A 14,961-nucleotide genomic window follows, 5' to 3' on the forward strand; every position below is an offset into this window, starting at 1 on the left:
CAGAATTTTTCAAAAAAACAAGGGAGGCATACACTGCTTCCCTTGTTTTTATTTGTTTGCTTCGCTGTCTTACCAACGTTTTCTTCTCCAGACGACAATGCTGCAGACCAGGAGTGCCGCGACACTGAGCAGTGCCAGTACACCCCAGAAAGCAGCTGGGCTGACTGAGCCGGCAATGCCGGTGGCTGCGCCGCTGTTTACATCCGGATTATTGGGTGCTGCTGTCTGTGGCTTGTCTTGTACACCAGGTGTTCCGGTTTCGGCCGCTGGCTTATCCTGCATGCGGACAATGTTGCCCTCGCAGGCTTTGCCGCCTGTCATTACGGTGCCGTCGGGCATCAGGGTAAAGGCGATTTCCTCTGCCACCTCATAGCCGTCGGGCGCGGTGATTTCCCGCAGGACATAGGTGCCTGCCGGCAATCCCTCAATTTTTTTCATCTCGGTGCCAGAGGTCCATCTCAGGCTTTCGCCGGTGATGGTCTGAGCCACGATTTCGTTTCCGGCCTCGTCCCGGGCAATGCTGCCATCCTCAGCGGCTTTGTAGACGGTCAGGACTGCGCCTGGCAGTTCGTCGGTGCTGTTGATGGTGGTTTTGCTGATGGAGAGAGCGGTGAGTTCATTTTTCAGAACTACCTGCTCTGTAAGATTTTCCCCTGGGCCGACACCCTGTTCTGGTGTCCTGACAGTAAAGTCAACGGGCGCTGCAAGCTTGTAGCCTGAAGGCGCTTCGATCTCTTCGAGCCGGTAGTCTTCCCCTATTTTCATAAGTTTGACAAAGGTCTCTGGCTGTTCGCCGGATACCCATTCGGCAGGCTGTCCGTCTGCCTGGGTAAGCGGTACGTATGCGCCGCTCCCGTCCTTGACGGTAATGCGCAGTCTGGCGCCTGCCAACAGGTTTGCGTTCATATCTGTCTTGGATATTTCTGTCACAATGGATGGTTCAAGCCAGACGATCTCGCCTGTCTCAGGATCCACGGTTGCGGTCGGCGGGCTGTTGGGGTCGCTTGGGTCTGCCAGTCCGAGGTCAATGCTCTCAATGACCGGCTTACCCGCTTCATTGACGCCAAATTTGATGTTTACAGGCTTTTCGGATACATGGCTGCCTTCGGGGGCTTTAAGCTCGCGGATAGAGTATTCCACACCCATGAGCACGCCTTCAAAGCGGAGATAGCCGTCCTGGTCGGTTGTCGCCTCGGCGATTTGCTGCCATTCACTCTCGTCTTCTGTTTCCGCAGCGCTTTCTGTGCCGAAGAAGCTGAAAGATCGTGCCTGTGCTGGCGACGCTTTGGCTGCTTTTTTGAATAAACCGTAGGTGGAGCCCGGCAGCACTTCATCTGGCTTCTGCTCATTGACCTTTTTCAGGACAATATCGGTGGTGACAGCCGCGTCCACGACGTGGTTATCCGCTACCTTTGTATCGTCCAGGTTGGCCAGTCCGTCAAAATGTCCATTGCTGTCCACGACGGCCTTGTAGACTGTCGTATCCAGCATGTAATGCTGTGGTGCTGTTATTTCCTTGACATACCAGGTCCCCCGTGCAACGCCGGTAAAGATGACCTTGCAGCCATCGGCGGGATTGCCGCTGGTGGCAGTGTATGCCGGTTCTGTTGCACATTCGGGATCTTCGTACAGGCCGTAGACAGCGCCTTCAAGCGGCGCGTGCTGCAGATCGCCCGCACAGCCCTCGGTGATGATGCCGCGCTTGTGGAAGACCACCTGAGACAGGGCATTCACCCGGCTGACGCTTACCTTCTGGCTTGCGCCGCGACTCAGGGTGACTTTGGTCACATCCTCCGATACTGCGTAAGGATCGGGGGCTGCGGTTTCCACGACGGTGTAGTTGCCCATGGGCACATCGGCGAATACCAGTTTTCCGTCAGCGCCAGTGATCTGGGTCTGGATGACCTCGCCCGCATCGTTCTTCAGTTCAAAGGTCGTGCCTGCCAGCGGCTTGCTGTCTTCACCGGTTTTGTTCAGGGTGATCACACCCGCGTCGGTGTTCACGACTTCAGTGACGGTCTCATCATTATTTTTTAACGTACAGGTTCCGTCTTTATCCACCACGGCTTTAAATTCGGTGGTGCTTAAGAGATAATCGTCTCCCGGACGTTTGGTTTCTTTGAGGGTATAGGTCTTGCCCTTTTCCAGATACAGGAAGGTGACCATACCGTCCTTGTCAGAGACGGCCTTTGCCACTTCTGCACCGCCGTCGTACAGAGTAAATTCTGCGTCGGGCAGCCCTGCGCCGGTGGTGTCAACCTTCTTGAAGCTCAGCTCGGTAGGGGCATTGGTAAAGGCGACGGCCTTTTCAGTTTCATCTGTTTTCAGCGTGATATTTTGTGCCACTGTGCTTAAAACGTAGCCGCTATGGGTTTGTGTTTCATAAATACGATATTCGGTATCCATCAGCAGATTGCTGAACACCAGCTTGCCGTCTTTATCGGTCTTGCCGGTTTTTACCGTGATGTCTTTACCGGTTTTATCCTTTTTCGTCAGTGCAAATTCGATGCCCTCGATGGCTTTACCGTCAAAGGAATCGGTTTTCGCAATGCTTATTTTTCCGCGAACTGCTTGATTGGTGATTTCGCTGAGTGCATTATTCGATACCTCGATTCCCGCAACAGTGTGCAGCCCGTCGCAATTTCCCTTGTTGTCAATCACAGCCTGATAGATTGTGCTGTCTGCTGTGTAGTCATCCGGAGCGGCGCTTTCCTTGATGTAGTAAGTACCCACGTAGATGTCCTTGAAGGTCACGTTGCCGTCTTCCCCGCTGGTCGCGGTGACTGCCTTGTCTGTGGCGTCTTTGACTGGTATTTTAGTCTCGGCATCCGTATACAGTCCGAAGACTGCGCCGGATAGCTTTGCCTTGGCGTTCAAATCATTTTCATCATTAGTACCATATTTGGTAAAGGTGATGTCACCCTGTTTCAGGGTATTGGCAAAGGACAGGCTCAGCTTGTCTTCCGACAAGGCCGCAAATCCTTTGACTGCGTCAATATTAGTGATGGTCACCTTACCGTCCTTGTCCACTGTGAATTTTACCGGCGTTTGCTGAAGCTGGTAGCCTTCCGGCGCGGTGGTTTCGGTCAAGGTGTACTCATGCTTTTCTGTGCCTGTGCTGGCAATGAGCAGAGCGGAGATGCCCAGCCTGTCTTTCTGTGTCAAATCAATGATGTATGTTTTGCTTCCGTCTGCCAGATCACCGGTCAGCTCAAATTTCGCGCCTTTAAGCGGTTTATTTTCATTGTTGGCGTCGGTTTTCTGTAAGCTCAGGGTGATGGGCTGGTCTTTAAAATTCAGTGTCAGGCCATCAATCGTTACTTCTGCCAGTGATTTATCTGTACCCGCTGCCACGCTGATGGTTCCAGCGGTGGACATGGTGATCTCTACCGGGCGGGTTTCCAGCTTGTAGCCATCCGCCGCACGGATTTCACTGAGTGTGTAGGTCTGTCCTGCTGTCAGCAGGCCTTTGAGACTGTAAGGCTGACTGTCTTCTGTCTTGATGGTTTTTACTGTTTCTCCATCCGCGAAAGCGCCGGTCAGGCTGAATTCCGCGCCGCCGCCAATGGCCTTGCCATCCGCGTCGGTCTTCTGGATGAAGATTTCACTCTGCGCGTTTTTCAGGACGATGGTTTCATTGTTATTATCAAGCGCCGCGTGAGTCGGGCTGTCTTTAAGGGCTATCTTGCCCGCGTCATCCACAATAAAGTTGATGGGTTCAGCCAGCTCATAGCCTTTGGGCGCGGTGGTTTCGGTCAGGGTGTAGGTTTCGCCGGCGATCAACTGTCCAGACAGCGTTTCTGTGAGATTTGCTGGTGTGTCTTCAATTTCAGTTATCGCTTTATCGGCAAAGGTTCCGGTCACTTTGAATACCGCACCTTCTAGTTTCTCGTTACTTTCGGCGTCAATTTTCTCAAGGCCGATTTCGATGGGCTGGTCTTTTACGGTGACGGTTGATTTGTTTGTTACACTTGCGTGATCTCCACCTTCTGTGACCGTGATAACGCCCGTGTTGTCCATCTTGATCTTAACTGGGGCGGCTTTTTCATAGCCAGCCGGGGCTTTGGTCTCGGTGAGGGTGTAGGTCTTGCCTGCGACAAGCTTTCCGGTGATGTTTGACCATGTGCTGGCAGACGTTGTATTATCTGGTGTTGCCCAGATAACCTTGTTATTGTCGCTGTCATCCGTCAGTTGGAAGGCTGCGCCATTGACAAATTTATCGCCAGTGGCGTCTGCCTTATTGAGGGTGAAGGTGCTCTGGGTGTTTCCGATGGTTGCGGCTTCTTCTACTGCGCCGTATTCCAGATGATCGGCTTTGATGTCAAATTCAAGCGGTTCGCTGCTGATGATATAGCCGTCCGGCGGGGTTGTTTCTACCAGTTTATAACTGCCCCAGGGCAGGCTGGTGATGATGAGCTTGCCTTCCTCATTTGTTTCTTCCGAAGCAGGATCTGGATTGTCCGCAGTGTATGTGTATGTGTTTCCTGTGACGCCATTCAAAACTGCTGTTTCATTTTTATCTTCTGCCACCTGATACAGGGTAAAGGCCGCGCCGTTGAGTTTTGTATTTTTGCTCGCGTCCACCTTGGTGATGGTCATGGAGCCAGGGAGGCGGTCGTTGGCGATGCCAATGCCGTCGGTGAAGCTTTCATCCGTTACACTTGTCCAGTTTGCTTTCTGATTGAGATCTACAGGCTTATTATAATTATCGTCAGTGATTTCAAAGGTGCCGACAAATTTTGTAGCGCTGTCATAACCTGTAGGCGTCACTGTTTCTTCCAGTTTGTACTGGCCTTTTTTGTCAAGCGACAAGGTTGCTGTGCCATCGGCGCCTGTTTTGATATCCGCATTCACTGTTTCGTCATAATTGCCATCATGGCTGCTTGAGCGTTTCAGGGTAAAGCTTACACCTGCAATACCTTTGACTTCCGTGGTGTCGTATTTTGTAAAAAGGATGTCGGTCTTGAACTTGTCGTTGGACATGTCAACCGATACAGGGTTGTTCTTTTCTGCCGTGTAATGATTTTCTGGTTTAATTTCAAATTCCACCAAGTTTTTTGCAGTGTCAAAATACAGGCTGTCGCTCGTCTGTTCTAAGAAGTAGTAATGGCCTGTCCAGAGACCTGCGCTTAACGCTTTCTCAGTTTCATCATTGGTAACACTGCTAAGCTTGGTGGTGTCAATGACGCCGTCAGCACCGGTTGTCAGGTTTTCGGCAATCAGCTTATCTGTTTCCGGATTGGGTGTAACCCCTGCACGTTTGTACAGTTTGAAGGGCACGCCGGATAATGTTTCCGTTGCACCTGTCACCGTTTTTGTCAGCTTGGCCTGACCGTAGACACGAATGTCAGTCATGGTGAGCTTGTTGTCTGTAAGCTGTGTTCCCTCGGCCTTATCGCCAGAATAAAGTTTATTGTCATTGGACAAAGTAAACTGAATGGGAGCAGCTACCTGATAGCCATCTGGCGCTGCGGTTTCCAAAAGCCAGTAGGTGCCGGCGGGAAGGCCGGTTACGGCGTAAGGCGTATCGCCGCTTATCCAGCTACTAAAGCCAGTATCTTCACTTGGCTCACCATTATTGTCTTTACAGATTTTCAGGCTTGCACCGGATAGTACTTTTGAATCACCTGTAACCACTTCATTGCTGAGTTTTTCTACGCTGAAGCTGGTTTGGTCATTGGTTAGATTTCCAGTAGCTGCGGTATCCCCGTTGCCTACTGTGATCTCTACACTCTTCCCGTTGTCTGGCAGTACATAGCCGTCCGGCTGTTTCACCTCTTTGATGGTGTAGGTGCCTGCCAGCAGTTTGTTGTATTTGATATATGGGATTGTAATGTCTTTTCCACCGACTTGGATGGTTTTATTTTCTGTAACCGAGCCGTCAAAAGTCAGATTGTTTGTTACTAACGTATCGTAGGTATCACCTGTATCTTGCTCCAGCTCTGCCACAAGGGTCTCACCATCGTAGACCGCGAAGACTGCGCCGCTCAGCGCTGCGCCACCTACGCCGGTCTTTGTCAACGCAATGGGCTGGCGTTTGGCGGTGTTGATGATGGGTTTCAGGTCGGTGGGTGCAGTTTCACCTGCGTCAGCTTTTGTGTAAATGACGTTATCATCGTTACTTCCCAGGGAAATCCAGGCGGTACCCAGGTGTCCGGTAGCGTCACCAATGGTGAAAGCATATTCCGTTGTATCGAGGGTATAATAGCTGCTCAGTTCACTGGCAACCGCTTTTTCCTTGATGATATAGTCACCATAAATTAATGATGTGCCGCATTCCGACTGATCAATTTTGCCGTCACTGTTTGTTGTCACTGTTTTGACAAAAACACTACTGTCACCCGCGTTTTTCTTATAAATATCAAATTGCGTGCCTGACAATACCCGGCCTTCGTCGTTCTTTTTCAGAAGGTTGACGTAGCCGTATCTTAAGGTGTTCCTGACTTCGCCGATGTTGTACGGGCTTGTTCCTGTGGTACCCCGAGCTTCGCCGTATACTTTTACATTCGTCACTGCGCCATCTTTGTCTACGCTGAATGTAACGGGTATATTTTTACTCGTGTCTGCCAGATTGGCCGTGTTGGATTCCACAAGCTGGTAATCGCCATAGACGAGACCAGCTATGGTCAGGATACCGTTAGCATCACTTGTCGCTGTGACGAAGTTTCCAGCGCCGTCTTTATAGTCTGTGTAGTCTGTACCGGATGGGTTTAAGACAAAGCTGGTATTGCTGTTTTCATCCGCTGTCCCTTTACGTTGGACGTTAAATTCAACACCATCTAAGGGGGCGCCGTTTTGATCCTGCTTGGTCAGCTTGATGCTGGCTTGGTTCAGGGTATTTTTAATGACATCAATCGTGTTCGTGTCATTGTCCGTATTATAGACAAAGGACTCGTTGGGACTTGTGCCGGTTACCGTCAAATTAGATTTGTCAACGGCAATATTCTTTACTTTTACGCCGTCTGCGCCGCCTACCTCGCGAAGTTCATAGTTGGCGTAGGGGATGTCGGTAAAAGTAACTTTACCATCTTGGTCTGAAGTCGCTTCAGCTACTTTAGCTGTGTCGTAACCATCGTTAATTTTACGCCACAATTCAAACTTAATGCCCTTCAGAATTCTGCCGTCTTTGTCTTTTTTGGTGAATTCGATGGGGCCGGTGATAGGGGTATTATAGATATTAACAGTGGCTGTCCCGTTGTTATCCACGGTGCTTTCCAAACTGCGTATTTCGCCTGTTTGATCTTTTATTCCCGCTGTACGATTTGCATCTGTTGTGCCTGTGCTTTCCGTTACCGTTACTTTGAGTTTATTTTCTCCTTGTGTCGGCTGCTCTACCTTCACGGTATACGTGGCAGGTGACGGCGCTTTATAGCCGGAATTGGCGGGTAAGGTTTCGGTCAGAGTGTATTCGCCGATATGCAGGCCTGTAAATTCGGCTGTACCGCCATTGGTTGTTATCGTCTGCTCATTAAATGTATTTCTCAGCGTTTGACTTGTTGATGTCAGCTTAAAGGCAATGCCGTCAAGCATATCACCTTTATCGTCGGTTTTATTGATCTGGAGGCTGGCGGTTAACGGGACGTTTGTGATGGTTGGAACATCAGTATTACCGTTATATTTAACTTTTCCTTCTGTATCAATGGTTACGGTGGTTATTGCTGTGCCTGTCCCTGGGGTATTGTAGCCGTTTGGCGCTTTGGTTTCATAGATTTTGTAGGTGCCGGCCAGGAGTTCTAAAGCTCCGCTATTGTTAGCCTTTAGATAATCAACCGGAGCAGCAAGACCAATGATTGTCTTTTTAGCGTTGATCTCTGTCGACGATGCGCCATTTTTTGTATTGGCTAATTTATATTCGCCAGCATTACCCGTTTGTTTCAGAGTTGCAACTAAAGTATTGCCGTCTCTCACCTCAAACTCTGCGCTGGAAAGCCCACTGGCGCCTGTGCCCACGCCGGTTTTCTTAATACTGACCGCTCCGCGGACGAGGTTGTTGAGATAAGTACTGCTGTCATTAGTTGTTCCACTATAGGCGACTGTGGGATCGCCTGTTTCAGCTTTACTGATCCACGCGGTGGTATTAGTTTCTGCTGCGTCCGCGCCGCCTGAACTGTTAATTTCAAACGCAACGGCTTTCCCGTCCACAGCGTGGCTGTCGGCGGTTTTCACTTCTTTAATCCAGTAGTCCCCATAGATCAGGGCTTTCTTGGTTTTGCCGTCCTTGTCGGTGTACAGACCGGCTGCTGCATCTTGACCTGTTGGCTGTGGCAATTGGCCGTTTTTATCTGTTTTAAGAGTCAGTAATGGCTTCGCGCCTGCCGCTGGCTCATTATTGTCTGTTTTTTCATAGATAGCGAACTCTGCGCCTGCTAACGCCTGGTCGGTTGTACTCGGTATTGTTTCATGGCTCTTTTTATTCAGATTGACGTAGCCGTATTTCAGATTGTTGGTGTAGGTGCCGAGATCGTAGCTGCCGCCGCTGTTTTGGGCATCTTTGTTATCAACGGCCACTTTACTGCCGCCGGTGGCGTTATCACGTTCAACCATGAATGTGATGACTACTTTTTTGTCAGAATCTTTAATATTTGTGACACTACCCGTATTTTCTGTCAGGGTGTAAGTCCCGCAGGACAGGTTGTCGATGCTGATCTGGCCGTTGGCGTCGGTTTGATAGTCTTTATATAACGCTGTTTGATTCTTATCTGCGGCATCATTGCCACTATTTGCCAGTGTAAACTTAACATCTTTCAGCGCGTTGCCGTTCTGGTCGGTTTTCCTGAATTTGACGTTTGTCCGCAGCAGGGTGTTTTTAACGGTGGGCAAGGTATTGTCTGTGGGGGTGATGTCTTTTCCCTGCATATTGTAGTAGGTGACACTACACGCATTATCTTTAGTTTTGTCAGGCTCTACCTTAACCTTCATGACCACGCCCTGAGTCATAGGATAGCCTCCTGGCATATTATCCTTCATTTCAACAATGTCATATTCGCCGGGGTCAACTTGATCAAAGGTGACGACGCCGTCTACACTACTAACCTTGGCGCTTTTAACCGCTTCTTTTTGTTTCAGCAGGCCGTCGGTGGTGCGCTTCAGGCTGAAGGATACGTCATTAAGGCCCTTATCATCATCGCCCAGCTTCTGGAACTGGATTTTTCCGGCTGGGGTGTCGGTATATTCGTAAGAATAGGTGTTGAGGATCGTGGTGAATTTATCATAATCAACGGATGTATCGTCACTTAACGTTGCATTTTCCGTTGTCATCCCGGCACTGAACAGGGCTGCAAGCCCTGATTTTTCAGTAAACATAAAGTAGTGTGTCTTACCTGTGTCGTCGATGCCGTAGCCTGCCGGGGCTTTTGTTTCTTCCAGCTTGTACAGCACACCGCGCTGCAGGTTCAAAAAGCTGCTGACGCCGGTGGCCAGGCCGGTGCGTGTTTTAGCATCACCGTCCTGTTCCCATTTGTTACTCGTCGTATTAAGCTTATATTTCGTCAGGGTAAATTCCGCATCCGCCAGGTTCAGGGGATGCTGGCCATTATTATTTTCGCTCACGCTCTTTTTGGCGGCCTTGATGTATGGGTTTGGCCAGGCAGAGCCGTAGTCGTCGATGAAATAGTCTTCCAGACCGTCTGCGCCGGAGTTTACTTCCTCGATGACTTTACTGTCATCATCGGTTTTCAGCTTTACAGTGTTAGAGACGTCGGCTGCCGCAGCGTCAGCGGTGATGTAGGTTTCAAAGGTGAAGACCAGGATTTTATTTTTAACCGTATCTTTGTCGGGCACTTTGTAGATAAAGCCCAGATCGTCGCATTCTGTAAAGTCATCCACGGCTGTCACGTCCTGGCCGTTTTTCCCAGCGTTCATATCTTGAACGCTGCTATACGCGGTTACCTTAACCGACTTCGTTGGGTTATGCTCATCTTCAATCAGCATCTGAAGCAGCTGATTGTCTTCAAACCGGTCATCTACCAGCTTACCGGTCATATCGACCAGCCCTTCATTGAGGGTGATGTTCCAGGTGATGGTGCCTTTATCTGGATCGAACGACCCATTTTTAGCCAGAGCGGTATTGCCGACAATGGCTGGCGCAGTGGCGGCGGCGTACTCACGAGTACCGTCATCTGTTATTTTATTGCTGTTGAGCTTACCAACATACCCGCTGAGCCGGACTTCATTCTTAATGCCCTCATCATCGATATTTTCACCATTTTTAGATAAAAGCATGTTCAGGAATGCTGTATCGCCGGACAATGTACCCGGAGCTGAAGTATACTTAAAAACGTAACGGGCAGTATCCTCAGCCTGATTCGCAAAAGTAAAGGTCATTTCATCTTTGGAGAGAGTGCCGTAAGATGTGCCCGTTTTTGTTTTGGACGCGTCGCTTTCTGTTATGGTAATACCGCTGGTATCGCCAAAGCTCCAAGTGCCGTCTAAACCCTTTGTCGCTTTGCCCTCGGTTTCTTTACCATCTTGATACGCATAGCGTGTGATCCCTGTCAACGCGCCGTGCATATTGGCGTCTGGCAGAATATCCAGAAGATTGCCGTTTGTGATGGGCAGATGGCGGGGATTGACTTCTACCTGCCAATGCAGGCTGGTCTGGCCGCCGTTTTGATCATAATAAGGCTCAACACATGCTTTCTTGACCATGGTATTTTCCACGGTTTTTTCTGCCGGAACCTCAACGTCACTACCTGACGTACCGTCCACGTTATATTTCGCGGTATTTTTAACTGCGAGGTTTGGACTGCTGACTGCCAGCTGGCTGGTGACATCGGTGGTGATGTAGAGATCATAGTATTGGTTCTTCGCAACTTTTCCGAAATGAAAAACGACACTGTCGCCTTTTATTTCGTAATAGGGTGCAGCTGGCGCAGGTGTCACGCCAGATTGTGCTTTTGGTACTTCCTTACCTTCCTGCTTTTTTACGCCGCCCTCATAATAATTATAGGTAGGCTTATATGTATCCAGGACTTCCTCGGTAAAACCGCTGTCCGCGATGCTTTCGGTGATGGTCAGGTCTGCTATTTCTTCTTGGTAATGGTTGATTTTGAAACGCCAGCCCTGGGTACGGCTGTCCCAGTTAATATCTCCGATGGCTTCCTTCTGTACTGGGCTGTAGGTTTTTCCGACTTCTTTTCCGATATCGATGTTAAAATCCAAGTCGGTGCCTGGGCCAGGGCCACCGTAGGTCAATCGTCTGAACAGAAATTTAACCTCGTTGCTGAGATCGGCATTCGCGTTGTTTTTTAACTGTGTTGTATAAAAGATTTTCACCTTAGCGTTGGTAAATTTTTCAAATGGGAAAATAAGGATATCTTCCCCGTCTTTCGTGTATAAAATGGCCTTTGTATTGTTATCGGAAAGCTGCTTGAGACGGTTGTTGAGCACCTGGTCCACATTGCGCAGGGCCTCGTTGGTCAGATCGGCGTAGGAATAGTTTTTCAAGACAGAATCATCCGTTACCTGCTTAATGTCCATTGTTTCTGTTGTTGTTATTCCGTCACGCGTGACTTCAAAGATCAGGCCGCAGTTGTCTCCGCTTGCAATATAATTATGTGCTGTATTATCGATTTTATCCACGATCCAGGCATCCACAAACTCGGAAAAATGGGTGTTAACGGTAATAATCCAATCAAAAAGATTCCCGTTCAGCTCGTTTTGTTTTCCCTCTTTTGTAAAAAAGCTGGTATTCATGGTGGTGTTAGTTTCACCAGATTCTTTCTGGAGTGCATTATCGCGGCCTCTCAGGCTGGCTTTATTCGCAAAAGTCGTATTGATCTTGTTGTCATTCAGATACTGGGCATAATAGTCGTTGGTGAGTGCGGCCCGGATCGCAAACTCAGCCTTGCGAACATTCGCAGGGGTTTCCGGAAAGGTATAGTGCAGGACGTTGAGTCCTGTGGCTTCGTCCGGGGTGACGGTGTAGTCCCCTGATCCACCATCGGCTGCAAGGGCCAAAGCTTTCCCATCCAACTTGACGCTTTCCACAGTCAATCCCTTGGGCAGACGATCTTCCAGCGTCAGCCCGTTGATAGGTTCACCGCCTGTTACGTCAATATTTATTTTATAATCAATGTACAGGTCATCTGTATTAGAAATTTCACTACCATCTGCTTTGACGGCCATTTTGGTCATTGTGATTTGGTTATCTCTGGCAGGTGTTTCTGTTTTATCCAGATTCCCTTTAATGACCAGCTCATTTTTTTCGCCATCCCAGCCTACGTGTGCGGTATCACTATTGTCAAAAAGGCTGTCTGCCAGGTTGAGCTCAAGATTAAAGCCACCCTTTACATTAGACATCCCGCAAAGGTAGGGCTCGAAGGTGAAGGTGACCTTCACTTCGCCTGTGTCTGCGTCCCGTGTGAGGACATAGCTGCCAATGGGCATGTTTTCAAGACCTGCGACGGTTCCTGTAACCTCATGCGTGACACCAAACACTTCACCGTTTTCTTTAAACTGATTTCCAAAGTTATAGGAAAAAATAGCGCTGTTGACTTTTGCGCTGCCACCATTACCTTTCAAAAAAGCATTAAGAGCAGCATACGCTTCCTTTTTAGCGTCATCGCCACTGGCGGACTGGGCCGTTTCAAGCTTTTCTTCAGCGTCTATTAGATCTTGATCTTTAAGCTGTCCCCAGCAATCGCCTAAAAAACTGTCCTCCAGCCTCAAATCGAACGCAAAGCTGACAGGTTCTTCTTTCGCGTAGTCTTTTGCTATAAACCGCATGATGGCCGATTTAAAGGCGGCATCGGTACTGCCGGTTGTCTTGTCCGCGTTGGCAGATACGCCGCCGCTGAACAGGGCCGCTTTTATTGTGCTTGGTCCTTCGGATGCGGCCACGGGTTCTTCCTCCCCTTCAGCCCGCACCACGTTCCCCGGACTGTACGAAATCATCTGGAATGTCATGCAGAAAACCAGAAGGAGGGACAGAAGTCTTCTCCTTACGGTTTTTTTACTCTTCTCTCTCATTTTTCCTACCTTTTTATTTCTTTATATTTGTGGCAAGCGCCAATTCGCCACTATTGATTACCTTTATAATAAGTCTATCAAACTCGAAATTCCTTTTCACTTTTTTTACCATTTCTGTTGTTTTATTACTGAAGTTGCGCGTTTAAAATTCAGATACTTTCAGCTTTCCCATTCACCACCATACTGTCTCAAAATACAACGGATGTGCTCGTGCACTGTGGCTTCACTCAAGCCCCGGTTTCTGGCAGCGGCAAACAGTGTAAAACCGTCGAGCCAAAAATTTTTTACAATAAAAAAAGACGGCCCGAAGGCCGCCTTTTACGGAGGATTTAATGATTTAGTTTTTCAAAAATTTCGACAATCTCGCTCATTTTCTTTGCGCCGAAGACCACATCCCGTTTATTGAGGATCATGGCAGGTACGCTCATGAGCTTGTATTCTTCCTTCAGCTCTGGGAAAAGGGCCGTGTCGATCATTTCCGCCTGAATGTTCGGGTTCAGTAGAGCGATGCGTTGGCAGGCCGCCACCACATCGGGGCAGAAATGACAGGACAGGGAGATACAGATCTGGGCATTAACTGGATGGTCGATGGCCGCAATCCGCTTGGCAAGGGCCTCGTCCACTGCCTGGCCCGGTCCGGCGAAGTTATAAACCGCCAGAACAAAGGAATTCATTTCATGGCCGCCGGGGATACCGGTAAATTTGACGCCGGAATACTGTCCCTCTGGATCAAACAGGGCTACCACCGGCAGGTTGTCGAGGTGCATGGCGGCTTCCAGCTCAGGCTTCTCGCCTTTTCTATAGGCCTCCACCTGGATATGGTCGTTAAGCGCTGCCACTTCCTCTAAGAAACCCTGCATTTCCAAGGTCTTTGGCACAGCCGGGTCGATGATGGTCACCACCCGCGCAGTGCGTTCGAGCTTGCTGAAGATTTCCTTGAGCTGGCCCTTCATGGCCGCCGGGATAAAGCCGTCTTCGCCGCCCTGTGGCGCTTCCGTCTCCGGCTCTGCCGGAGTTTTGGCTGCCTTCGGCTCAGGCGCTGCCAGGCCCAGGCGTTCCCGCTCAGCCGCCACGTATTTTTCCGCCGCGGTGGCCGCGATGGCGCCGTCGGCCACTGCCGTGACAATCTGGCGCAGCTCCTTTGGCCTCAGGTCACCCGCGGCGTAAACGCCGGGGACATTGGTTTCCATGCGGTCATTTGTGAGGATATAGCCCTCAGCGTCGATGTCCACCCGGCCCTTAAAAATCTGGGTGGCCGGCTCATAGCCCGCGAACACAAACATGCCAAAAGGCTTGCCGTCCTTGCTCTCATAGGTAAAGGCAGCGCCGGTCTTATTATTGAAAAATTCTACCTTTTTCAGAAAATCGTCGCCGGAAACTTCTTTCACCTCTGTGTTGTACCACACCTCAATGCCCGGATGTTCCCGGACCTTGTCCGCCACCATCTGGGCGCAGGTAAAATCATCCTCGCGCACCACAATGGTCACGCTTCTGCCGTAGCGGGTCAGGAACACAGCCTCCTCGGCTGCGGCAAAGCCGCCGCCCAGCACAAAGATGTCAAGGCCGCTGAAAAACTCGCCGTCACAGGTCGCGCAGTAGGCAATGCCGCGTCCGGTATATTCCTGCTCACCGGCAAAGCCGATCTTGCGCGGGGAGGCGCCTGTGGCGATGATGACCGCGCGGCTTCTGTAAGTGCCGCGGCTGGTATGCAGTGCCTTTACTTCCCCGTCAAGGTCCACCCCCTCGATCTCAGCTACAGTAAATTCCGCGCCGAAATCCATGGCGTGCTTGTGCATTTCATCCATGAGCTTAGGGCCGGTGGTGTGGCGGATACCGGGATAGTTAACTACCTCCGCGGTATTCACAGCCTGGCCGCCCGGCTGGTTTTTCTCAATGATCAGCGTATCGAGCATGGCCCGGGCAGCATAGATACCAGCCGAGAGTCCGGCGGAACCGCCGCCGATAATAATCAAGTCATAAATCTTATCCATG

The 14,961-nt window shown here is 49.9% G+C and carries 2 protein-coding genes; both read right to left on the reverse strand.

Annotated features, from left to right (window positions below):
• Nucleotides 1-69 precede the first annotated feature (69 nt).
• Nucleotides 70-12,969, reverse strand: a complete 12,900-nt coding sequence (locus B2M23_RS02145) for a SpaA isopeptide-forming pilin-related protein (RefSeq protein ID WP_146209141.1) — start codon at nt 12,967-12,969, stop codon at nt 70-72.
• Between the two features lie 329 nt (nt 12,970-13,298).
• The gene (locus B2M23_RS02150) at nt 13,299-14,960 is read right to left on the reverse strand and encodes an FAD-dependent oxidoreductase (RefSeq protein ID WP_038351107.1); all 1,662 of its coding nucleotides are present in this window, start codon (nt 14,958-14,960) and stop codon (nt 13,299-13,301) included.
• Nucleotide 14,961: the final 1 nt, after the last annotated feature.

The organism is Eubacterium limosum (genome assembly GCF_000807675.2).
Taxonomy (GTDB): Bacteria; Bacillota; Clostridia; order Eubacteriales; family Eubacteriaceae; genus Eubacterium; species Eubacterium limosum.

What these genes read in the sequence shown, in the direction of transcription:
- B2M23_RS02145 (WP_146209141.1), bottom strand. Translation starts at nt 12,969, where the DNA reads ATGAGAGAGAAGAGTAAAAAAACCGTAAGGAGAAGACTTCTGTCCCTC.
- B2M23_RS02150 (WP_038351107.1), bottom strand. Translation starts at nt 14,960, where the DNA reads ATGGATAAGATTTATGACTTGATTATTATCGGCGGCGGTTCCGCCGGA.